Origin of the sequence: Mesorhizobium sp. M0207 (assembly GCF_040321995.1) — a bacterium.
Taxonomy (GTDB): domain Bacteria; phylum Pseudomonadota; class Alphaproteobacteria; order Rhizobiales; family Rhizobiaceae; genus Mesorhizobium.
The window spans coordinates 1-19089 of the sequence record NZ_JAMYSQ010000003.1 but is presented as its reverse complement, the minus strand read 5'-3'; the positions used below and the strand labels follow the sequence as shown (position 1 = coordinate 19089).

At 63.1% G+C, this 19089-nt stretch carries 28 protein-coding genes; 6 read left to right on the top strand and 22 right to left on the bottom strand.

All coding sequences use genetic code 11. The annotated features are described in order from the left end of the window. Positions 1 to 54: 54 nt before the first annotated feature. From NKJ15_RS06150 to NKJ15_RS06125, 6 genes are read right to left on the bottom strand one after another with little or no spacing between them, the layout of a single operon-like run. Positions 55 to 528, bottom strand: a complete 474-nt coding sequence (locus NKJ15_RS06150) for a DUF2269 family protein (protein WP_352473424.1) — start codon at positions 526 to 528, stop codon at positions 55 to 57. After that, positions 528 to 1814: an SDR family oxidoreductase gene (locus tag NKJ15_RS06145; protein WP_352772027.1), complete on the bottom strand. Its 1287-nt coding sequence runs from the start codon at positions 1812 to 1814 to the stop codon at positions 528 to 530. The genes NKJ15_RS06150 and NKJ15_RS06145 overlap by 1 nt, the downstream gene beginning before the upstream one ends. A 34-nt stretch (positions 1815 to 1848) precedes the next feature. Next, on the bottom strand, positions 1849 to 2187 hold the full coding sequence (locus tag NKJ15_RS06140) for a hypothetical protein (protein WP_352473427.1): 339 nt from the start codon (positions 2185 to 2187) through the stop codon (positions 1849 to 1851). Further along, positions 2187 to 2549 carry a hypothetical protein gene (locus NKJ15_RS06135; protein WP_352473428.1) on the bottom strand — a complete coding sequence of 121 codons (363 nt, stop codon included), beginning with the start codon at positions 2547 to 2549 and terminating at the stop codon, positions 2187 to 2189. Before NKJ15_RS06135 ends, NKJ15_RS06140 begins: the two co-directional genes overlap by 1 nt. After that, positions 2549 to 3769, bottom strand: coding sequence for an NRAMP family divalent metal transporter (locus NKJ15_RS06130; RefSeq protein WP_352814606.1), 1221 nt, complete (start codon positions 3767 to 3769; stop codon positions 2549 to 2551). The genes NKJ15_RS06135 and NKJ15_RS06130 overlap by 1 nt, the downstream gene beginning before the upstream one ends. Further along, complete coding sequence (locus NKJ15_RS06125; protein WP_352473430.1) at positions 3766 to 4386, bottom strand: hypothetical protein; 621 nt, start codon at positions 4384 to 4386, stop codon at positions 3766 to 3768. The genes NKJ15_RS06130 and NKJ15_RS06125 overlap by 4 nt, the downstream gene beginning before the upstream one ends. Between NKJ15_RS06125 and NKJ15_RS06120 the strand changes: the two genes are divergently transcribed. The 3 genes from NKJ15_RS06120 to NKJ15_RS06110 are packed head-to-tail and all read left to right on the top strand — an operon-like array spanning position 4385 to position 4931. Then, complete coding sequence (locus tag NKJ15_RS06120; protein ID WP_023676165.1) at positions 4385 to 4600, top strand: DUF2934 domain-containing protein; 216 nt, start codon at positions 4385 to 4387, stop codon at positions 4598 to 4600. The two genes, NKJ15_RS06125 and NKJ15_RS06120, sit on opposite strands and share 2 nt — an antisense overlap. A 5-nt stretch (positions 4601 to 4605) precedes the next feature. Next, positions 4606 to 4734 carry a hypothetical protein gene (locus NKJ15_RS06115; protein WP_280952094.1) on the top strand — a complete coding sequence of 43 codons (129 nt, stop codon included), beginning with the start codon at positions 4606 to 4608 and terminating at the stop codon, positions 4732 to 4734. An 8-nt stretch (positions 4735 to 4742) separates the two neighbouring features. After that, positions 4743 to 4931 (top strand): hypothetical protein, encoded by a 189-nt coding sequence (locus NKJ15_RS06110; protein WP_352473431.1) that lies wholly within the window; start codon positions 4743 to 4745, stop codon positions 4929 to 4931. On the opposite strand, the gene NKJ15_RS06105 is transcribed toward NKJ15_RS06110, so the two are convergent. The 6 genes from NKJ15_RS06105 to NKJ15_RS06080 all read right to left on the bottom strand — a co-directional run bounded on the left by NKJ15_RS06105 (position 4917) and on the right by NKJ15_RS06080 (position 10664). Next, a complete protein-coding gene (locus NKJ15_RS06105) occupies positions 4917 to 5678 on the bottom strand; it encodes a GntR family transcriptional regulator (RefSeq protein WP_352473432.1) in 762 nt (253 codons plus the stop codon). The genes NKJ15_RS06110 and NKJ15_RS06105 overlap by 15 nt on opposite strands. A 70-nt stretch (positions 5679 to 5748) precedes the next feature. Then, positions 5749 to 6531, bottom strand: a complete 783-nt coding sequence (locus NKJ15_RS06100; RefSeq protein ID WP_352451506.1) for an SDR family NAD(P)-dependent oxidoreductase — start codon at positions 6529 to 6531, stop codon at positions 5749 to 5751. Positions 6532 to 6630: 99 nt separating this feature from the next. Further along, a complete protein-coding gene (locus NKJ15_RS06095; RefSeq protein ID WP_352473433.1) occupies positions 6631 to 7545 on the bottom strand; it encodes a PfkB family carbohydrate kinase in 915 nt (304 codons plus the stop codon). After that, positions 7542 to 8741, bottom strand: a complete 1200-nt coding sequence (gene uxuA / locus NKJ15_RS06090; RefSeq protein ID WP_352473434.1) for a mannonate dehydratase — start codon at positions 8739 to 8741, stop codon at positions 7542 to 7544. Before uxuA ends, NKJ15_RS06095 begins: the two co-directional genes overlap by 4 nt. Positions 8742 to 8895: 154 nt before the next feature. Continuing rightward, positions 8896 to 9555 (bottom strand): ThuA domain-containing protein, encoded by a 660-nt coding sequence (locus NKJ15_RS06085; RefSeq protein ID WP_352473436.1) that lies wholly within the window; start codon positions 9553 to 9555, stop codon positions 8896 to 8898. An 11-nt stretch (positions 9556 to 9566) separates the two neighbouring features. Further along, a complete protein-coding gene (locus NKJ15_RS06080) occupies positions 9567 to 10664 on the bottom strand; it encodes a Gfo/Idh/MocA family protein (RefSeq protein WP_352772021.1) in 1098 nt (365 codons plus the stop codon). 266 nt (positions 10665 to 10930) lie between these two features. Here NKJ15_RS06080 and NKJ15_RS06075 point away from each other — a divergent pair, with 266 nt between their 5' ends. Next, positions 10931 to 11839 carry a dihydrodipicolinate synthase family protein gene (locus NKJ15_RS06075; RefSeq protein WP_352473438.1) on the top strand — a complete coding sequence of 303 codons (909 nt, stop codon included), beginning with the start codon at positions 10931 to 10933 and terminating at the stop codon, positions 11837 to 11839. Here the strand turns inward: NKJ15_RS06075 and NKJ15_RS06070 are convergent, their stop codons facing one another. The 6 genes from NKJ15_RS06070 to NKJ15_RS06045 all read right to left on the bottom strand — a co-directional run bounded on the left by NKJ15_RS06070 (position 11840) and on the right by NKJ15_RS06045 (position 14316). Beyond that, positions 11840 to 12238, bottom strand: coding sequence for a DUF1801 domain-containing protein (locus NKJ15_RS06070; protein WP_352473485.1), 399 nt, complete (start codon positions 12236 to 12238; stop codon positions 11840 to 11842). A gap of 90 nt (positions 12239 to 12328) precedes the next feature. Beyond that, positions 12329 to 12799: a DUF1801 domain-containing protein gene (locus tag NKJ15_RS06065; protein WP_352473439.1), complete on the bottom strand. Its 471-nt coding sequence runs from the start codon at positions 12797 to 12799 to the stop codon at positions 12329 to 12331. A gap of 4 nt (positions 12800 to 12803) precedes the next feature. Then, positions 12804 to 13034, bottom strand: coding sequence for a hypothetical protein (locus tag NKJ15_RS06060; RefSeq protein ID WP_352473441.1), 231 nt, complete (start codon positions 13032 to 13034; stop codon positions 12804 to 12806). Between the two features lie 87 nt (positions 13035 to 13121). Continuing rightward, on the bottom strand, positions 13122 to 13514 hold the full coding sequence (locus NKJ15_RS06055) for a VOC family protein (protein ID WP_352814603.1): 393 nt from the start codon (positions 13512 to 13514) through the stop codon (positions 13122 to 13124). Between the two features lie 71 nt (positions 13515 to 13585). Then, positions 13586 to 13996 (bottom strand): SRPBCC family protein, encoded by a 411-nt coding sequence (locus tag NKJ15_RS06050; protein ID WP_352473443.1) that lies wholly within the window; start codon positions 13994 to 13996, stop codon positions 13586 to 13588. Further along, positions 13993 to 14316 (bottom strand): ArsR/SmtB family transcription factor, encoded by a 324-nt coding sequence (locus tag NKJ15_RS06045; RefSeq protein ID WP_023716560.1) that lies wholly within the window; start codon positions 14314 to 14316, stop codon positions 13993 to 13995. Before NKJ15_RS06045 ends, NKJ15_RS06050 begins: the two co-directional genes overlap by 4 nt. Positions 14317 to 14510: 194 nt before the next feature. Here NKJ15_RS06045 and NKJ15_RS06040 point away from each other — a divergent pair, with 194 nt between their 5' ends. Together NKJ15_RS06040 and NKJ15_RS06035 are read left to right on the top strand one after the other, a co-directional pair. Beyond that, positions 14511 to 14753: a type II toxin-antitoxin system Phd/YefM family antitoxin gene (locus NKJ15_RS06040; RefSeq protein ID WP_352468031.1), complete on the top strand. Its 243-nt coding sequence runs from the start codon at positions 14511 to 14513 to the stop codon at positions 14751 to 14753. Next, positions 14750 to 15178 carry a type II toxin-antitoxin system VapC family toxin gene (locus NKJ15_RS06035; protein WP_352814601.1) on the top strand — a complete coding sequence of 143 codons (429 nt, stop codon included), beginning with the start codon at positions 14750 to 14752 and terminating at the stop codon, positions 15176 to 15178. The genes NKJ15_RS06040 and NKJ15_RS06035 overlap by 4 nt, the downstream gene beginning before the upstream one ends. 169 nt (positions 15179 to 15347) lie before the next feature. Here the strand turns inward: NKJ15_RS06035 and NKJ15_RS06030 are convergent, their stop codons facing one another. The 4 genes from NKJ15_RS06030 to NKJ15_RS06015 all read right to left on the bottom strand — a co-directional run bounded on the left by NKJ15_RS06030 (position 15348) and on the right by NKJ15_RS06015 (position 18945). Then, positions 15348 to 16718 (bottom strand): RNA polymerase sigma factor, encoded by a 1371-nt coding sequence (locus NKJ15_RS06030; RefSeq protein ID WP_352814599.1) that lies wholly within the window; start codon positions 16716 to 16718, stop codon positions 15348 to 15350. Positions 16719 to 16804: 86 nt separating this feature from the next. Beyond that, the gene (locus NKJ15_RS06025; RefSeq protein WP_051406115.1) at positions 16805 to 17206 is read right to left on the bottom strand and encodes a YciI family protein; all 402 of its coding nucleotides are present in this window, start codon (positions 17204 to 17206) and stop codon (positions 16805 to 16807) included. Positions 17207 to 17411: 205 nt separating this feature from the next. Continuing rightward, the gene (locus tag NKJ15_RS06020; protein ID WP_352451005.1) at positions 17412 to 18194 is read right to left on the bottom strand and encodes an ABC transporter ATP-binding protein; all 783 of its coding nucleotides are present in this window, start codon (positions 18192 to 18194) and stop codon (positions 17412 to 17414) included. 10 nt (positions 18195 to 18204) lie between these two features. Next, a complete protein-coding gene (locus NKJ15_RS06015; protein ID WP_352457396.1) occupies positions 18205 to 18945 on the bottom strand; it encodes an ABC transporter permease in 741 nt (246 codons plus the stop codon). Between the last annotated feature and the right edge of the window lie 144 nt (positions 18946 to 19089).

Here is a 19089-nt window from a genome sequence, read left to right as displayed (position 1 = left end):
AATCTTTCCGTAGTGCTTTGACTGGGCATTATCGCAGTGGGACCTGCCTGCGACCTACCACTCGATCGCAGGCCGCGCGATCATCAGCCAGAAAATCCCGAGTACGGCAGCGAAGGCGGGGAAGCCGAAGGCGAACCACAGCCAGAAGAGCCGATGATAGCGCGGCGGCAACGGCGCGCCTGCAGCGGCGGCTTGCGATGCCAGCTTGCGCATCTCCATTTGCATCCAGACGACCGGGAGCCAGAACATTCCGGTGAAGATATAGAGCGCGATCGAAAGTACGATCCAGCCCTCCGACAGCGAGTAGCCGGCCTGCCAGGCGAGCGCGGCTCCGGTCAAAGGTTGCGCGACCACGGCCGTCGCGGTGAAAAGGAAGTCGGCGACGACGACGACACGCGCCACCGCCGCAACCGTCGCGGCATTGCCGGTCCTGTGGGCGAGCAACATGAAGAAAGCGATACCGGCGCCGGTACCAAGCAGCACGGATGCGCCGATGACATGCAGAAATTTCAGCAGGAAATAGAGCATCAACGCTCCTCCAGCACTGCCAAGGCCACAAAGTGCAGCACCAGGATCGGCAACACCTTGAGGAACGGCCCAAGCGGGTCGTTCCACAGCTCGGGGCTCAGAAAGCTTCCGACGACCAGGTAGAAGAGCGAGAGCGCGATGCCGCCATAGAGGCCTTTTCGCGCCGCCGGCCGCCAGGCTAGGAGCGCGCCGACGGCGATGTCGGCAAGAGCACCGGCTATCACGATCGGCGGCGACAAGATGCCCGCCCCCGTGCCTTGCATCAGATCGACGCCGCTGCGGTAGCCGGTGGTCAGCGACACAATTCCCGTCACGATCCACAAGAAGGGCAGGACGACGAAGATCGCAGGCTTGATGAAATACAGCCGGGCAAACCATTTTTCCTGCACCGTTGCCGGATTGAGCGCGAGGAAGCCCGCCAGGGTTTGCGGGCGTATGCCGGTCGTGGCGGTCCAGTCCGAGGGATCTCCAACCCCTCCTCGGGCGATCTCTCTGGCCGCGTTGGTGCGCATCGGTGGACGCCAGCCGAACATCGCGGCAAGGTCGCCGAGGCGGTAGAGAAGCCTTGCAACAGCCGCCGGCAAGACAAACCTGGCTGCAGGAGCCCAGCCGAGCCATCGGCGATAGCTGCCGACGACCTCGTCCATGCTCAGCTGTTCGGGACCGACAAGTTCCAGCACGATGCGAGACGGACTGGCGGGATCGAGAAGGAAGACGACGGTTGAGACCACGTCGTCGAGCTGCACCACTTGGAGCGGGCCGGTGCCGGGCATGGACGGCAGCACCGGCAGCGAGGCGAGACCCCTAAACAATGCGCTGGCCCCAAACACCGGCCGGCCGAGCACCACGGACGGGCGCAGGATCACCCAATCCAGATCAAGCGCCATAAGCGCTTGGTCGCCAGCCAGCTTCGTCGCCGAGAATGCCGAAGGCTGCGCCCGATCGACGCCGATTGCCGAGAAGTGGATCACCCGGGCAACCCCTGCCCGCGCACAGGCGAGGAAGAGTGCTGCCGCCGCCTCGCGATGGACTTCGCGCGTCTTTTCACGAGGGCTATCCTGCAGAACGCCGGCACAATTGACGACGGCGTCTATGCCCCTGAGATGCGGTAGCCAGTCTTCGGGCTGCAGCGCCACCGCCATGTCCAGCACCAGCAATTGATAATTGCCGGTCCGGTTTGCGCCGGGGCTGCGGACCAATCCGATCACCTCATGTCCTTCGGAAAGAAGGCGTGCCACGACGGAGGCACCGATTAGGCCGGTGGCGCCGGTAACCAGGACTTTCACTGGACCCCATTCTCCGACGGCGGGAAAGTATCGTTCATTCCGGTTTATCGCCCTCGATACTCCCCTTCATACCGGAAAGTTCTTCCGTCGTGCATAACAACCGCGGCCGCGCCGGATCGGAGATGTCGAGCTTGTCCCAAGGGATGCGGTACATGCTGTCGCGACTGCGCAGTCGAAAGACATTGAGGACCGCAATGCCGATGGCCGAAGCGGACAGACGCTCGAAGGCCGCGTAGATGCCGACATGGTACTCGGCAATCACCAGGTCGTCGCCATCCGATTCTGCGCGTATCTCCTCGATATGACCGATGCTTTTGCCGCGCTGCGAAAGCACATTCCTGCCAGCCAATTGCTCGAGATTGATAGTAGCCATCATCCAGCTCCCGGGATACGCCCAATGACATGATCGCGCAGCCAGTCCTGCCAGTCGAAAATCGCCGTTTCGCGGACGTCGATATCGAACTCGATGTCGACGCCGATGTCGCGCACCTTGTTCCAGGCGATGCGGTGCGGCTCGGCATGGCGCTTGCCGCCGAGCCTTGCCGCAAGCCGCGCCATCCAGCGCCCGGGCCGCTGGCCAAGCCGGCGCGCCAGCGTGATCGAGCCGAGCTCGACCGCAATGATTTTTGGCGGCTTGCCTGGCCTGAGTTCGGCCACCAGCCCGTCAACCTTGCCGATCTTGACCTGCTCGCGGTCGACCACTTGCTTGTCCAGGATGTCACGCAGCAAATCCATCACGTGCCTCCGAACATCTGCAAAGGAATGGTCACGATCGCGAGCAAGAAACCGAGCGCGATGATGAAGATAACCGCGGCATTCGCGATGATGCCATTGCGGTGCTCGCCGATATAACGCTCGTCGTTCAGCAGGAAGAGGAACGGCACCACGGTTAGCGGCAGGCTGGCGGCCGTCAGCGCCATGGAGAAGATGGTGAGCTTCAGCGGATCGAGACCCAGTGCGATCGGAATGGCGGCGAGAAACAGCGAGACCGTATACACGGTGCTGAAACCCGGGTCGTCGCGCGGTTTCAGGTTCTCGCCCCAGGTCCAGCCGAAACCCTGCGCCACAAGGTAGGCTTGCTGCAGGCCGATTTCGAGCGCGGCGCCGAAGCAGGCAATGCCTAGTGACGCAACGAACAGGACGAACCCCCAGAAACCGAAGATCTGAATCAGCATCAGCGGCAGTTGGTGGTAGTCGTCGACCTGCACTATGCCGTGTGCTGCCAGAACGAGCGCCGCCACAATCAGCACACCCATAGCGATTGTGCCGCCAAAACTCATGCCCAGGCCGGCAATCGCCCGATTGGCTCCGAGATAGCTCTTGTCCCACTCGTCCTCGATCGCTCCCGACGAATAGAACATGAACAGATAGGGCGAGATCGACGCACCAAGAATGCTGACTGCCATGAACCAGTAGTTGGCCGCGTCGTGATCCGGCAGTGTTGGCACGGCCCCGGCCGCGACCTGCCCCCAATCGGGCTTCAGCATGACGGCGCCAACCACGAAGCACAGCGTGACCAGCCCGAGGATCGCGACGCCTTTTTCGATGAATCCGAACGTGCCTTTCCAAAGGAACAGCCATGCCAGAAAAGCGACCGGCAGCGCCCACCACTGAAAGCCGATGCCGGTGGCGAGCTCGAGCGCAATCGCAACACCGCCGATTTCGGCTGCCATGACCAGGAAGTTAACCAGCAAAGTGGCGAGCAACGGCCACAGAAAGGCGTTGAAGCCAAACCGTTCCCGGATCCCGTCGGCGATGGTGTGATGACTAACTGCGGCGAAGCGTCCGGCCATTTCGACCAGGAAGATGATGCAGATCGCGCCCAGGACGACGGCCCATATCAGCTGAAACCTGAACGCGGCGCCGGCCTGAGCGGCGGTCGCCATTGATCCGACCTCAAGAAAGCCGCCAACGCTGGTGACGACGCCGAGCGATATTTCGAGCAGCTTCTTCATGATTTCGGCGCGAAATATTTCGCGTAGGACGTGCTCAGGTCGGCGGCGGCGGCCCGCAGATCCTGCTGCGCGTGTTCCACTTCCGAGCGGTTGCCGTTCTGCACGGCCGTCGCCGCGCGAATTACCGCTGCCGAAAGCCGTCCAACCGCCATCTTCAGACCGGCTTGGCCGCTGGACTCAGGCGACTTGCCGGACTGGATTTGCGCACCGGCATCGGCGAGCGCCTTGCCGGCCGATTGCAAAGTGCGCGACGTGTATTCCGACGGGGCTTCCCCAGCGATCCAGCTCTCCAGGACCAGCGATGCGGTCTGTGTGGCGGAAGCCGCGGTTTTCGACTGCTGCTCGACCTGGCCGGAAGGCGAGCATGCCGTCACTACAAATATTATCAGCAGCAAGCGCAGGCGGTCTGGTCGAGAACCGACGGCTGTAACGGCATTTACAATACGTGCTTGTAGCGTTGCTGCCACACGATTGTTCTCCCCGGCACCAGGCGACTTCGGCGCGAAGTTTGATCTAGAGCGCTGGGTGATCAGGTCAACTGAATCGCGATGAACGGCGCTGGCACCGCGGAACAAACCAGCGATCGCCGGATTAGGGGATGACGAGGCAAAGGCCATGGACAGGGAAGAGCGTATCAGGCAGCGAGCCCATGAGATCTGGGAGCGCGAAGGCCGTCCGCAAGGACGCGAGCGCGAGCATTGGGATCAGGCCGTGCAGGAGATCGAAGCTGAGGGTTCCGAGGCCGAACGCGGCCCGGTCGTGCCCGATCCAACGGTCGAGGCCGGCTCCGATCCGGAGGCACGCGGCAGCAAGCGGCGGCGAGGGACATGAGGCCGATGCCTCGTTTCGTCGCCTGGATCGTGGTCGTACTGGTCGTGCTGTTCGCCGCCTGGCTGATGATCGGGCGCGACAGAACCGGCGGCGGAGGTCAGCCCACGCCGCACGCAATTGATCAAAATGGATAGGAACCGACATGACGGGAACCGATACTCATCCTGAACAAGACCCGGCGGAAGGATCGCGATCGATAGTGGAAAAGCAGCTCCGCAACGAGCAAGGCGGTGAGGGTCAAAATCGCAAAGCCGAGCCAGCTTCCGACACATCCGGCAGCAAGACCAAGACACCTTCGGAAGCGCGCAAGAAAGGCTCAGGCTTGGATTGAGCCGGCCGAAAGCGGGCTCACACTGCCGTTTGCCTCGAAATAATAGGGATAGCGCTCCTGGACGATTTCGAGCACCTCGAAGATGCGGCGAAGATGCGTTCGCATCGCCTCTTCCGCCGCAAGCGCGTCGGCCTGCTCGAGCGTATCGACAATCCGCCGATGTTGGCCGAGAACCACCGACATGCTGTCGAGGCGCGGGAAAGACAGGAAACGGAAGCGGTCCATGTGCAGCTTCGCCGCGCTGATGTCGGCCCAGATTCCGGGGAAGCCGGCATGGCTGGCGATGTGCTGGTGGAACAGCTCGTCCGACTTGAAAAAGCGCCTGTCGTCCGCGATGGAGGCGAACGTCTCCTGGACCGCCAGTTCGCCTTTGAGCATGGCGAGCAGTTCGGCGCGACGCGGGCTCTCGACCGCGCGCTTGATCAGGCCGACTTCGAGCGCTTCGCGCAGAAACTGCGATTTCTCGAGATCGGCAATCCGGAGCGGCGCCACCATGCTGCCGCGCTGCGGATAAATGTCGATCAAGCCAAGACCGGCCAGCCGGGCGAGCGCCTCCCTGACCGGCGTGCGGCTCACGCCGAGGGCTTCCGACATCGCCTTTTCAGAAATCAGCTCGTGCGGCTTCAGGCGGAAGGTCAGGATCTGGTCGAGCAAAACCTCGAACGTCCTAGCCGCGACTGAAGCGCCGGGGGCGGTTTCGTCGAGCCGCCCCTCGGTGATGGTCCGCGTTCCCAAAAGCCGTGCCATCGGCGACCCCTTATAGGCTCTGCAGCTTCAAGCCGTTCATGAAATGCCTGCGCAAGCAGCAGCGCCGACGTTATTCCTTGCGCGGAGAACCGCCGATGCGCGCCAGCAGGCCGCCATCGACGCGTACGACCTCGCCGGTGACGAAGGAGGCATCGTCGGACAGCAGGAAGGCGACGACTGCGGCAATCTCTTGCGGCTGGGCGGTACGGCCGAGCGGATGCATGTTGTCGAGGATGCGCAGGATCTCGTCGGGCTTATCGTTGAGCTTGACCGCATCCCGCAGCATCGGCGTGTCGACGGCGCCCGGAGCGACGGCATTGACGCGCACACCGAGCGGCGCATAATCGACGGCCATCGATTTGACCAGCCCGATCAGGCCGTGCTTGGCCGTGCTGTAGGCCAGAACCCCTTCCTGGCTGGCCAGACCCTGCACCGAGCTCATATGGACGATGGCGCCGCGGCTTTGCCGCAGCAGCGGCATCGCCGCGCGGGAGAGCAGGTAGGCAGCCTTGAGGTTGACGTTCATCACCTCGTCCCAAAGCGCCTCGTCCGTGGTCTCCACCGTTCCGTAACGCTGGATGCCGGCATTGTGGGAGAGCATGTCGAGCCCGCCGAACGCGGATCGGGCAAGCTCGACGGCGCGGCCACAGGCTTCAGTGTCGGCGGTCGAGCCAAGCACGGTGTGCACGGTCACGCCGCGCGCCGAAAGCTGCGCCGCGACGTCATCCAGCTGATCGCCCGCCCGGTCGAACAGAATCAGGTCGACGCCTTGCCCGGCCAGCCTTTCGGCGACAGCACGGCCGATGCCCATGGCCGCCCCCGTGACCAGTGCGCGTTTTTTGAACTCAGCCATTTATTCTCCCTCGAACAGTTGCGCAGCGACTGCCATGGTAGTCGATCGGCGCCACTTGACGTGCCCTTCTTTGCCGAACCGGCCCAACCGTGTTCGGCGTCATGTCGATCCTTGCATGAAAGCCAGCGTTTCCGCGCGCGTCGGTGCGCCAAGACGTCCGCCAAAGCGCAGGCACTTTAGCGCGGCGGCGGCGCTGGCCACTGCTACCGCCCGCTCTTCGTCCCAACCTTCGGCCAGACCGAGAGCGAAGGTGCCGTGAAACACGTCGCCTGCCGCCAGGGTGTCGACGGCTTCGACCCGCGGCGACGGCAGATGACGGACATCATTGCCGCCCGGGTGCCGGAACGCGGTGCCGTTCGCCCCATCGGTGACCGCCACGAAGGCGCCGGTCCGTTCGCCGAGAATGGCGACGGCGGAACCGGCGGAAACCTCTGGACCGCAAAGGATGCGTGCCGCCGGCAGCGAAGCAACGACATGCGAGGCGAGCGGCAGTAGCCGGTCGAGCACCGGTCGCGACGCGACATCGGCGTCAAGGATCGCCGGGATGCCGCACTCGCGAGCCTTCGCCAGCGCCAGGGCCGCGGCTCCGGGCCAGCGGACATCAACCAGCACGGCGTCGAAGCGGGAAAAATCCGCGGGCGGAAGACGGTCAGGATCGGCTTGCGTGATTGCATCGTAGAAGGGCACAATCATACGCTCGCCGGCGGCATCGACCAGGATCGTGGCAATGGCTGAGCGACCGCCTTCAACCCTGCGCACCAGCGAACAGTCGACCCGCTCCGCCTCCATCTGGCCGATGACATCGCGGCCGACAGCATCGTCGCCGACGCTTGCCCATAGCCAGACCTGCCCGCCCTGGCGGCTGGCTGACGCGGCGGCGCTTGCCGCCATCCCGGCCGCGATCTGCACGGCCTCGCTCGGCAGGAACTTGCCGGCGCCGGAGGGCAGGACATCGAGGCGCAAGATCGTGTCGTAGGTGAGCGCGCCGACGCAGAGCAGGCGGGGCGCCGTCATTGCAGCCGGTAGCCGCGCTGATGGGCAATCGCTGTCATCACGCCTCTCAATTCGGCAAGGCCGCGAAGACGGCCGATCACGGGGTAGCCGGGATGGGTGTGCCGCGCGGCGTCATCAATCAGCTCGTGGCCATGATCCGGGCGAAACGGCAGCAGCGCCGCCGGTTCACCGGCATCGCGGCGGCGTTGCTGCTCGTCGAGCAAGATCGAGACCACCGAGACCATGTCGACATCGCCGCTCAGATGCTCGGATTCCATGAACGAGCCGTCCGGGTCCATGCTGACATTGCGCAGATGCACGAAGTTTATCTTGTGCGCAAAGCGCCTGGCGATGGCGGGCACGTCATTGGCCGGGTTGGCGCCCAGCGACCCGGTGCACAAGGTGAGGCCGCTATGGGCCGATGGCACGGCGTCCAGGATAAGGGCGATGTCGTCGGCGTTCTTGACGATCCGGCACAGGCCGACGAGATCGCGCGGCGGATCGTCCGGGTGGATCGCCAACGTGACGCCCGCCTCTTCGGCCGCCGGCAGCACGTTTTCGAGAAAACGGACGAGGTTCTCGCGCAGCCGGTCGTGCGACAGGCCCGACTGCTCGGCCACCACTTCGCGCAATTCTGCTATGTCGTAGCGTTTGAAGGCGCCCGGCAGGCCGGCCATGATGTTGGCGAGCAGACGCTCTTTTGACGTATCCGGCGTCGTCTCGAACCATTCGCTCGCCCGCTGGAGAACATCGGACGCATAGTCGCGCTCCGATCCCTTGCGCTGCAGCATGTAGCAATCGAACGCGGCAAGCTCGTGCATGTTCATGCGGAGCGCCCGTCCGCCGCCCGGCAGCGGCGCAGCCAGGTCGGTCCGGGTCCAGTCGAGGATCAGCATGAAGTTGTAGCAGACCGTGCGCACACCGCAGGCGCCGAGATTGCGTAAGGTCTGCCTGAAATTGTCGTAGAGCCGGTCGAGATCGCCGCGGCCGAGCTTGATGTCCTCGTGCACGGGCACACTCTCGACGACGCTCCATTTCAGGCCCATCGCCGGATCCGCTTCGATAAGCGCCTGGCGCTGCCTGATGGCGTCGATCGGCCAGACTTCGCCGTAAGGGATGTCGTGCAGTGCCGTCACGATGCCGGTCGCGCCGGCCTGCCTGGCATGGGCAAGCGTTGCTGCGTCGCTCGGCCCAAACCATCGCCACGTCTGCTCCATTCGACCTCCAGCTGCGGAATTTCTCGATGAGGACCGCTGATGTATTGGATACTACCATGGCAGTCAATTGCTTGCCGCAGCCCAGTGCCTGTGTCTGCGTTCGGGCCGCCCCCTATGAGAGATTACAACGGTACGTGGCGTTCAGATTGAACGGCTATGCAAGGTCCGAGTTTCGGCTGGCCCAAATCGCGCCGCGTTCGAACATCGTGCGCATTTGCGGCACGGCGAACTCGTCGGCGGTGTGGCCGAGCGCGCTGTAGAAGACGCGGCCCTTGCCGTAGCGGCGCTTCCAGACGACCGGCATGACGACGCCGGCGATGAAATCGAGATGCTCGCCGGTGAAAGTAGTCGTCGCCAGCACCTCGTTGGTCGGATCGACATGCATGTAATACTGCTCTGAACGGTAGGCGAAGCCGTCGATGCCCTGCATGACCGGATCGTCTGGCCTGGTGATGTCGACGTGATAGTCGATGATGTTGCCGGGATGGGCGACCCACTGGCCGCCGGTCATGAACTGGTATTCCGGCTCGTTGCGGAAGCTGTCGCACATGGTGCCGTGAAAGCCCGCAAGGCCGGTGCCGGCCCTGACGGCGCTGGTCAGGTTTTGCAGCTCCGGCTTTTCGATCGTCGACATGGTGATCACCGGGACAATGAGATCGAGCATGCCCAGCTGCGGATCGGCAAGCGCCGAAGTCCCCTGCTCCAGCTGCACGTCGAAGCCGTTGCCGGCCAGCATCTCCTTGACGATTTCGGCGCTCCGGGCCGGGGTGTGACCTTCCCAGCCGCCCCAGAAAATCAGTGCCGTCTTGCTCATCGCATTATTCCCTATTCCAGAATTCCGAAAGGCAGGTCGGCCTGCATCGGCGCCGGCCGGGCGCAGCCATATCTCAGGTCGATACGCTGGCCTATCTCTGCTGAAGAGATGATCGATTCCATGATTTCCAGGACATGGAGGGAAAGATCGAGACTGGCGCGGTGTTGCCTGCCCGAGACGATCGCCTGCGCCATGTCGGCAAGGCCGAGGCCCCGGTAATTGCCGTCGCCATAGGAATGGATCTGATCGGCCACCGTCCAGTCGCCCTTGCACTGGCTGGTCCTGATGTCGCCCTGGAACTGGTTGGGATCGGAGACGATCATCGAGCCCGTGGTTCCGTAAAGTTCGATGTGATTGTGTTCATGCTTCCAGACGTCGAAGCTGGTGGTGATCGAGACCGCGGCGCCATTCTCGAATGCGAGCAGGCCGGAAATATGGGTCGGCACCTCGACCCGGATGGTCTCGCCCTGGCGCGGTCCAGAACCGATGGTGCGGGTGGCGTAGGATGACTTCGCCTGCCCGGTCACGGATTTTACCGGACCCAGGAGATTGACCAGGCAGGTCAGGTAGTACGGTCCCATGTCGAGCATCGGCCCGCCGCCGGGCTGATAGTAGAAATCCGGATTGGGATGCCAGAGCTCGTGGCCGGGCACCTGCATGAAGGCAGAGCCGGCGACAATGGTCCCGACCGTATCCTTATCGACCAGCCGCCGCGCCGTTTGGTGGGAGCCGCCAAGAAAGGTGTCGGGTGCACAGCCGACGCGCACGCCCTTTTCGCGCGCGGCCGCGACCAGCCGCTCGGCGTCGCCGAGCGTCGTTGCCAGCGGCTTCTCGGAATAGACGTGCTTGCCTTGCCCGACAGCCTGCAGGCCGACCGGCACATGATGCTGCGGCGTCGTCAGGTTGAGCACGATCTCGACGCGCGGATCGGCCAACAGCGCGTCGACCGGCATGGCAGCCAGGGCGTAGGTCGCTGCCTTGGCCTCGGCCGCCGTCCGGTTGACGTCGGCGACGCCGACAATGTCGAGCACCGGGAATTGTGGCGATGCCTTCAGATAGGCATCCGAAATGTTGCCGCAGCCGATAATGCCGACGCCGATGCTGCGCATGGGCTTCTCCTCAAAAGGCGGCATTGATGAAACAGCAGAACTCGTTTGTCACCCCCCTTTCGGCCGGACGAGGTTATCCCGTGACAAGGATATACCTCGAGAGCCTCAGAACCGCCGCCCGATCACAATCGCGCGCCTATGCGCGAGCGGCTTGATTTCGAGGTCGAACGGCCGGTACTCAGCAACACTGCCTCATGTAGCTTGCTCGACATTTCTGATGCCCGGCTTTGAGCACAGCACAGATTTTCACCCGTAGAAGGACGCACATGATCCGCCCACAAGGAACCATCGCACCGATCCTGACGCCGTTCGAAAACGACGGCCGCATTGCCCGCGACCTCTGGATATCACACGCCAAGTGGGTGCTGGATCAGGGAGCGCATTTCCTGTCGCCGTTCGGCACCACGGGCGAGGCGTTGTCCGTCTCGTTGCGCGAGCGCATGCAAGCGCTGGAGTGGCTGGTCGAGGCCGGCATTTCGCCAAGCCATCTGATGCCCGGCACCGGTGTCACAGCACTTGCCGAGACCGTCGAGCTGACGGCGCATGCCGTCGGGCTCGGCTGTGCCGGGGTGATGGTGCTGCCGTCGTTCTTCTATACGGCCGCCGGCGACAACGGACAGGCCCGCTACTATGGCGAGCTGATCGAACGGGTGGCGAACCCGGCGATGAGGATGATCCTCTACCACATTCCGCAGAATTCCGGCGTACCGGTGAGCCCGGCGCTGACCGCCCGCTTGAGCCAAGCGTTTCCGGATGTCGTGGTGGCTTACAAGGACAGCGCCGGCGATTGGAACAACACCGTGGCGGTCATTGCGGCAGCTCCAGGGGTCGCGGTGTTCCCGAGTTCGGAAGCACAGCTGACGAAAGGCCTCGCCAACGGTGCTGCGGGCTGCATCTCGGCGACGGTCAATCTGAATGCCGCAGCGATCCGGGCCCTCTACGACGCAGCGCTGGCGGGAGAGGACATTACTGACGCGGATGCCGCCATTAAGGCGTTCCGCAAAATCATCCAGGACGCCGGCCTCATCTCCGCGATGAAGGCAGTGCTGGCGGTACGGTCCGGCGACAGACGCTGGCTGAACCTGCGCGCGCCGCATGAGAACGCGACGCAAGCCACCGGCGAAGCTTTGCTCGCCGCTCTCGGCCCGCTAGCCGACCATATCGGCCGGAGCTGACTATCGGGCCGTGTTCAGGGCGGCAGCAGCGCGTATCAGCGCCTTGAACGCATTCTCATCTATGTCTTCGCCCTCACGGATATCGATGGCGCGCCTGGTGTTGCCTTCGAGACTGGAGTTGAACAGGCCTGAAGGATCCTGCAGGGAGGCGCCCTTTGCGAAGGTCACCTTCACGACGTTCTTGTAGGTCTCGCCGGTGCAGATTATTCCGGCGTGCGACCACACCGGAACGCCTCGCCACTTCCACTCCTCGACCACTTCCGGGTCGGCCTGCTTGACGAGAGCACGGACATGGGAAAGCGTCTTGCCTCGCCAATCGCCCAGCTCACTGATCCTCGCATCTATCAGCTGAGAGGGAGAGCTCTCTGCATTTCCTTCCATAGAGCCACTCTTCATCATCATTGTCACTTTCCCTAGGGTTGTTGCCGCTCGCCCGTCACATGAATACCGCTAGTCGGCACCGGGTTTGCGGGATGACTCGCATTCCACTCACATTCGCTCGCCAGGCAACTGGCTGGCTTGCTTTACCCAGCCGGTGAGTTGAGCTTCGTCGAGCTGGTCGTCCTCGCGGATGTCGAGGTAGCGCACGTCCTTGTGCTTGGACTCGCCTGGAGGGACAGGATGCAGCGACGTGCCGCGGAAGAAAGCCAGCTTGATGTACTTTGTGAAGCAATGGAAGTTGAGGAACCAGCCTTGACCCTCTACGCCATAGAAGGGCGAGTTCCATTTGACGGCCTTGCGCAGGTTGGGAACGTTGCGCTCGATGAGTGCGTCGAGGCGGCGTCCGACGTCGCGTTTCCAGCCCGGCATGGCCGCGATGTAGGCCTGCACGGGAGCGTCACCATCACCCTTCGGGATCTGCGGGTTGCCGCCTGCGAGGAGGACCGGCTTGGCGGCTGCAGGCTTGGCGGCGGGCTTCTTCGCGACCGCCGCTGACTTGATGGACGTCTTGTCGGCCATGCGTTCACTCCAATGCGCCGGTGCCCCCTGCGTTGCGCCACTTGGGAGCGTAAGGCAGCACGAACATGTACAGCCCGGTAAGCAGGAGCAAGCCGAGTGGAAACAGCGGCAAGAGGTATACCCAGTAGGCGGGTTCCTTGCCTACTCCCAGGCTGATGAAGATGGCGGCGACGACCGTCGCAAAGATAATCGATAGCCAGCGGTGGATCTGCCGAACCCATTTGTTCCAATCCATTGAGACCTCCTCTGAAGACGAACCGAAGCGGATCGGGCAGCCCGTTTGGCGACTCCCGCCGGGCAGCCACGCCACTGAACGCATGCTTTACCAGCGCGCCAGTTGGGTGATTTGAACGAGATTGCCGCAGTTGTCGTTCAGCTGGGCGATGGTCGAGCCGGTTACTTCGGTCGGCGGCATCGTGAACTCGGCGCCGCGCGCTTTGATGCGCTCGTAGTCGCCCTTGACGTTATCGGTGAAGAACATGACCGCGGGCTGGCCCTGCTGGAAAATGGCTTGCTGGTAGGTCTTTGCAGCGGGGTTGTCATTGAGCGCGAGTTGCAGCTCGGCACTGTCCGGCTCGTCGCGTGATGCGACGGTCAGCCAGCGAAACGGCCCATTGCTGAAATCGGCCTTCTTGGTAAAGCCGAGCGTTTCGGTGTAAAAGCCCAGTGCCTTTTCCTGGTCGTCCACGAATACTTTGGCCAACTTGATCTTCATTGGCTTGCCTCCATTATCGCCTCGTGATGTCGCTCTGTAACAGAGCCCTTGCCTGGATAGCCCAGCGGATCTCAGTCCGTCCGCGCCAGAACCTGCTCCAGATCGTCAAAGAACCTCGGCCAGCCGACTTTGGCACCCCGGAAGTAAGGCTGCTGATCCGGCCGGAAGCCCGACTGTTCCATGCGCAAGCGGGCTCCGGTGCTCGTGGGGGTGAGGGTCCAGGAGACGACACTCTTGAGATCCTTGGTATCCCACGTGTAAGTCAGTGTTCTGTTCGGCTCGACCGTCTGCACCTGACATTCGACAGCGCCCCAGTCTGCGTGAAGATTGAAACGGTGGTCCGCGACAGGTTTGAAGTCATTTTTCATGAGCCACTCCTCGATCAAGTGTGGTTGCGTGAGCGCGCGCCAGATCTTCTCGGGCGGATAAGCGATTTCCCGTTCGACAACGACGGAGAGCGTTTCGGTCGACGTTCGGTTCACTGGTCCATCCTTTTGAGCAGGTCTTCGAGGTCGTCGAACCGGCTCTGCCAGAACCCGGTCATCTGGCTTGTCCAGTCGATCAGGGGGGCAAGCGCAGCAAGCTGCGCGCTATAATGGGTCTGTCGCCCTGCATGGCGGTCGCGCACGAGCCCGGCCTGCCTCAAAACGCCGAGATGTTTTGACACGGCCGGTTGCGAGATCCCGGCCTGAGCCGTCAGAGCCCCGACCGTCTGCTCTCCTTCGCGACACAGCCGCTCAAAAATAGCGCGCCGAGTCGGATCGGCAAGCGTTCTGAAGAGTACATCGTGAGCGTTTGGCATTGGGATCGATAACCCTTCGGCTATTGATCGATGTATAACCACCGGGATATGTGTGAGTCAAGCGGGAAGCGGCATAATTCTCGTTGCAGGTCACCTGCTTCGCTCACGCAGCCAGTTGCTTATTCGCCGTGCTCTGCACTGGAATTGTCACGCGTTTATATGCTATATGACCATCTACATGGTCAGGAGCTGAGATGGACGCGGTCAATTTGGCGGACGCCAAGGCACATCTGAGTGAGCTCGTCGACCGGGTCGAGGCTGGAGACTCGATCGACATAACCCGGCGTGGCAAGCCGGTCGCCAGGCTCACGGCCGTGGCCCGCCCTCGCAAACGGATCGACGCCGTCCTGCTCCAATCCCTGACCGCAACCATGCCTCTGCAAGCTCAGGCTGCCGCCGATCTGGTGCGATCGATGCGAGATGGCGATCGCTATTGACGTCCTATCTCGATACTTCGCTGATCATCGCGGCGCTATCCAACAAAGCCATGACCGCGCGCGTTCAGGGCTGGCTGGCGGAGCAGGACCCAGCGCAACTTGTGATCAGCGACTGGACCATCACCGAGATGTCCTCCGCCATGGCGATCAAGCTTCGGACCGGACAGATCGACCTGGAGCAACGCGCGGCAGCGCTCGCGATGTTCAATAGGTTTGTCGCTGAGAGCTTCACCGTGCTGCCGGTGACGGGCGGGCATTTTCGGGTCGCCGCGAAATTCGCCGATCAGCATATCCTCGGGCTTCGTGCTGGCGACGCCCTGCACCTCGCGACGGCATCGGAGCATGGCGCCACGGTGTGGACCCTCGACCAGCGACTCGCCGAGGCAGGACCGATTCTCGGCGTGCCGACGCAGTTGCTGGCATGATCGAGGCCCTCTCCTCCAAAATGAATAAACCGATTGAGGCTCGCCGAGCGGTACGGCCTTTCCACCTATGAAGCGATGATCGCCTCCGCGGCGGTTCACGCTGGCTGCGATACACTCTGGTCAGAGGACATGCAGCACGGAATGGCGCTCGACGAAGGCTTGCGCATCGTTAATCCCTTTCGCGTTGCGAGCTGATCACGCTCATTGAAGGGGGCTGGCCGGGAGCGAACTGGCGGCTTTCGATGTTGCCGAGCGGCGCGTCGGGCACGGAGAGCGATGCTGTCAACCACAAGCGTCTGCGCGGGCGAGGAGAAAGGCCGCTTCGCGCACGTTGCGGGTGAGCTTGGCCGCAGCCTCGAATTCGGCGCGGGCCTCGGCCAGCCGGCCGGCCCGAAACAGAAAATCGCCCCTCGCCGCCGGCAATGGCGCATAATTGCGCAAGGCGGCGGCGTCGGCAATCTCGTCTACCAGCCGCAGGCCCGCTTCGGGCCCGAAGGCCATGCTGTGGGCGACCGCTCGATTGAGATCGACCACCGGCGAGGGCATCACTGCACGCCAGCCGGTCGTAGAGCGCTGCGATGCGGGGCCAGTCGGTGTCGGCCGGACTGCGCGCCCGCGCGTGACAGGCTGCAAGCGCGGCCTGCAACACATAGGGGCCATCGCCCCCGAGGGCTTCGGCACGGGCCAGCGCGTCAAGGCCTCGGCGGATCAGCAGCTGGTCCCAGCGCGCGCGGTTTTGCTCGGTCAGGGTCAAGAGGGCGCCGTCCGGCCCGATGCGTGCCGGCAGGCGCGATGCCTGGATTTCCATCAGAGCCAGCAGGCCGAACACCTCGGCATCCTCGGCCATCAACCCCGCCAGCATGCGGCCGAGCCGTTGTGCCTCCAGGCACAGGCTCGGCCGGACAAGGTCGTCGCCTGCCGTGGCGGCATAGCCTTCATTGAAGATGAGATAGATGACCTCCAGCACCGAGGACAGACGCGCCGCACGCTCGGCGCCGCGCGGCACCTCGAAGCTGAGCCTGGCCTTTCCGATCGTCCGCTTTGCGCGGACGATGCGCTGGGCGATCGTCACCTCGCTCGACAGGAAAGCACGGGCGATCTCGTCCGTCGTCAGGCCGCCGATGACACGCAGCGTGAGGGCCGCGCGGGCGTCGGCCGAAAGTATGGGGTGGCAGGCTGTGAAGATGAGGCCCAGCAGTTCGTCGCCAAGATCGTTGTTCATGGCCATTTCGTTTCCCTCGGCCGTACCGTCGCACTCGCCGTCCAGCTCCCGCGCGATCTCCTCATGCTTGCGCTCGCGCATCTTGTCGCGACGAATCGCATCGATGGCGCGGTGTTTGGCGACTGTCATCAGCCAAGCGCCAGGATTGGCCGGAACGCCGGTCCTGGACCATTCGGATAGGGCTATGACGAGGGCGTCCTGCACCAGTTCCTCTGCAAGATCGACATTGCGCACGAGGCGGGCCAGGCCCGCGATGAGCCGGGCCCGTTCAATGCGAAAAATCGCCTCGATCGCCTGCTGCGTCTCGCCTGCCGTCATGCTGCCTTATCGGCCAAAGCCATAACGAAGGCAAAGCAGGTTGCGGCCGACAGGTTCAGTTGCCGCTGAGCTTCTCGCGCGTCCGGTCATGGATTTCCGTGACCTCCGGCGTCAGATTCCCATTGCCAATCAGCCATCTCGTACAGCGGCCGGATTTCAATCTCGCTCGGTCCCGGCATGGGATTGGGGCAGCGCTTCACCCAGGCGACCGCCTCGTCCATGTCCTTGACTTCCCAGAGCCAAAAGCCGGCGACCAGTTCGCGGGTCTCGGCGAAAGGCCCGTCGATGACCGTCCGGCGGGGGCCATCGAAGGCAACGCGCTTGCCCTGCGAGGAGGGCTTGAGGCCATCGGCGTCGAGCAAGATGCCGGCATTGCGCAGCTCGTCGTTAAACCTGCCCATCGCCTCCATCGCCTCCTTCGCCTCGGGCGTGGGGACAAAGCCCTTTTCGCTGTCCTCGGTAGCCTTCACGAGCACCATCACACGCATCGTCTGTCTCCTTGTTGAGCCGGACTCACCGGCCCGGCATCGAAACGACGAACGGAGTTTAGGAAATCGACATTGTCCTGCAAATTTTTTTCGAGGTTAAGGAGAAAGCCGCCGATCGCGGCTCCTCTAGTCAGGAATTGCGATGGCGCGATATCGAGATTGGGCGCAACGCTGGTCGCCGATTGTAAGTAATTGAGTGGCTCGCCTAAACCATTTCGGGACGTTTTGAGGCCTCGCGGATCGCCTTGTGCACGCTGCGCTGCAAATCCATGAAGGCCGGGGTTTCCATGACCTCTTCCCGGCGCGGGCGCTCGATGTCGACATTGAAGGTCTGCATGATGCGTCCTGGGCCGATCCCCATCACGACGATGCGGTCCGAAAGGTAGACGGCTTCTTCCACATCATGGGTGACGAAGAGCACGGTGAGCCTGTGCTCCTCCCAGATCTGCGTCAGGAGTTCCTGCATCTGATGCCTGGTCAAGGCATCGAGCGCGCCAAAGGGCTCGTCCATCAGAAGCATTTTGGGTCGATACGAAAGAGCACGCGCTATGGCCACCCGTTGCTTCATGCCGCCCGAAAGCTCAGACGGATAACGATTGGCGCTGTGCGGGAGCTTGACCAGATCGAGATGCTCGCGTGCTATCCTGCGGCAGGTCGCGCGATCATGACCCGCGGCCTTGAGCGCGAACTCGATGTTCTGCTGCGCCGTCAGCCAGGGAAGCAGGGTGTAGGACTGGAAGACGACGCCGCGGTCGAGGCCCGGCTGCAGGATCGGCGCGCCATCGATGGCAAGATCTCCCGCGTCGAAATCCTGCAGTCCGGCAACGATCGACAGCAGCGTGCTCTTGCCGCAACCCGACGTGCCCACCAGCGAGACGAACTCGTTGTCGGCAAGATCGAGATTGATATCGCGCAGCACTTCCGTGCGCCGCGCGCCCGTGCCGAAGCTCTTGTGGAGACCCTCGATCCGCAATTTGGGCAAACTCATCGGCCCGGCCTCATTGCACGTGGCCCTCCTGCCGGAACAGCACTTTTCCCAGTGCCTTCATAACCTGGTCGGTAATGAGGCCAAGCACGCCCAGCAGCAGGATGTAGCCGATGATGGTGTTTGTCTGGAAATAACGCTGGGACACGGTGATGCGGTAGCCGAGCCCTGATGTCGCCGCGACAAGTTCCGCCAACACCAGCCAGGTCCATGCCCAGCCGAGACTGATGCGCAACGTATCCCAGATGCCTGGCAAGGCGCTGGGAACCACGATGCGCGTCAGGATCCTGCGATCCGGCAGGCCGAGCGTCCTGCCAAGGCCGATGAAATCAGCGGGAACCCGCTTCACATTGTCCATGATCATCAGCACCTGCTGAAAGAAGGTGCCGATGAAGATGATCAGGAACTTCTGGGCATCGCCGGTCCCCGACCACAGGATGGAGAGGGGCACGAAAGCGACCACCGGCATGTAGCGGATGAAATCCACAAGCGGCTCGATCGCCGCTTCCCAAGTCCTGAAGCTGCCGATCAGCACGCCAATCGGAATCGCCAATGCCGAGGCGATGAGGAAGCCAACAGAAATACGGTATATCGAGGTCCTGAGATCCAGCCACAGCGTGCCGTCACCCGAGAGCTTGCCGAGCTGGGTCACCACGCTCCCCGGCGAGGGCAGGAAAATCGGCTTTACCAGCCCCAACCCCGTTGCCGCCCACCAGGCGAGGCCGAGGCCGGCAAAAACCGCCACTGCTATCATCAGGAAGCGCGAGCGTGCGATGGGCGCGGGGGGGGCGGGGGGGGGGGCGGCGGGGCCAGGGGGGGTGTTGTGCGGCCCCCCCCCGGGGGGGGTCGGCGGTGGGGTTGGGGGGCGCGGGGGGGGGCGATTGGTGGCGCCCCCCCC

Coding starts and splice junctions, on each gene's coding strand:
- NKJ15_RS06120 (WP_023676165.1), top strand. CDS start 4,385: ATGGACAGGGAAGAGCGTATCAGGCAGCGAGCCCATGAGATCTGGGAG.
- uxuA (WP_352473434.1), bottom strand. CDS start 8,741: ATGGAGCAGACGTGGCGATGGTTTGGGCCGAGCGACGCAGCAACGCTT.
- NKJ15_RS06015 (WP_352457396.1), bottom strand. CDS start 18,945: ATGATAGCAGTGGCGGTTTTTGCCGGCCTCGGCCTCGCCTGGTGGGCG.
- NKJ15_RS06125 (WP_352473430.1), bottom strand. CDS start 4,386: ATGGCCTTTGCCTCGTCATCCCCTAATCCGGCGATCGCTGGTTTGTTC.
- NKJ15_RS06130 (WP_352814606.1), bottom strand. CDS start 3,769: ATGAAGAAGCTGCTCGAAATATCGCTCGGCGTCGTCACCAGCGTTGGC.
- NKJ15_RS06055 (WP_352814603.1), bottom strand. CDS start 13,514: ATGAAGATCAAGTTGGCCAAAGTATTCGTGGACGACCAGGAAAAGGCA.
- NKJ15_RS06065 (WP_352473439.1), bottom strand. CDS start 12,799: ATGGCCGACAAGACGTCCATCAAGTCAGCGGCGGTCGCGAAGAAGCCC.
- NKJ15_RS06095 (WP_352473433.1), bottom strand. CDS start 7,545: ATGACGGCGCCCCGCCTGCTCTGCGTCGGCGCGCTCACCTACGACACG.
- NKJ15_RS06085 (WP_352473436.1), bottom strand. CDS start 9,555: ATGAGCAAGACGGCACTGATTTTCTGGGGCGGCTGGGAAGGTCACACC.
- NKJ15_RS06075 (WP_352473438.1), top strand. CDS start 10,931: ATGATCCGCCCACAAGGAACCATCGCACCGATCCTGACGCCGTTCGAA.
- NKJ15_RS06030 (WP_352814599.1), bottom strand. CDS start 16,718: ATGACGGCAGGCGAGACGCAGCAGGCGATCGAGGCGATTTTTCGCATT.
- NKJ15_RS06105 (WP_352473432.1), bottom strand. CDS start 5,678: ATGGCACGGCTTTTGGGAACGCGGACCATCACCGAGGGGCGGCTCGAC.
- NKJ15_RS06110 (WP_352473431.1), top strand. CDS start 4,743: ATGACGGGAACCGATACTCATCCTGAACAAGACCCGGCGGAAGGATCG.
- NKJ15_RS06060 (WP_352473441.1), bottom strand. CDS start 13,034: ATGGATTGGAACAAATGGGTTCGGCAGATCCACCGCTGGCTATCGATT.
- NKJ15_RS06135 (WP_352473428.1), bottom strand. CDS start 2,549: ATGGATTTGCTGCGTGACATCCTGGACAAGCAAGTGGTCGACCGCGAG.
- NKJ15_RS06100 (WP_352451506.1), bottom strand. CDS start 6,531: ATGGCTGAGTTCAAAAAACGCGCACTGGTCACGGGGGCGGCCATGGGC.
- NKJ15_RS06080 (WP_352772021.1), bottom strand. CDS start 10,664: ATGCGCAGCATCGGCGTCGGCATTATCGGCTGCGGCAACATTTCGGAT.
- NKJ15_RS06150 (WP_352473424.1), bottom strand. CDS start 528: ATGCTCTATTTCCTGCTGAAATTTCTGCATGTCATCGGCGCATCCGTG.
- NKJ15_RS06040 (WP_352468031.1), top strand. CDS start 14,511: ATGGACGCGGTCAATTTGGCGGACGCCAAGGCACATCTGAGTGAGCTC.
- NKJ15_RS06045 (WP_023716560.1), bottom strand. CDS start 14,316: ATGCCAAACGCTCACGATGTACTCTTCAGAACGCTTGCCGATCCGACT.
- NKJ15_RS06140 (WP_352473427.1), bottom strand. CDS start 2,187: ATGGCTACTATCAATCTCGAGCAATTGGCTGGCAGGAATGTGCTTTCG.
- NKJ15_RS06070 (WP_352473485.1), bottom strand. CDS start 12,238: ATGATGAAGAGTGGCTCTATGGAAGGAAATGCAGAGAGCTCTCCCTCT.
- NKJ15_RS06025 (WP_051406115.1), bottom strand. CDS start 17,206: ATGCGTGTGATGGTGCTCGTGAAGGCTACCGAGGACAGCGAAAAGGGC.
- NKJ15_RS06115 (WP_280952094.1), top strand. CDS start 4,606: ATGCCTCGTTTCGTCGCCTGGATCGTGGTCGTACTGGTCGTGCTGTTC.
- NKJ15_RS06020 (WP_352451005.1), bottom strand. CDS start 18,194: ATGAGTTTGCCCAAATTGCGGATCGAGGGTCTCCACAAGAGCTTCGGC.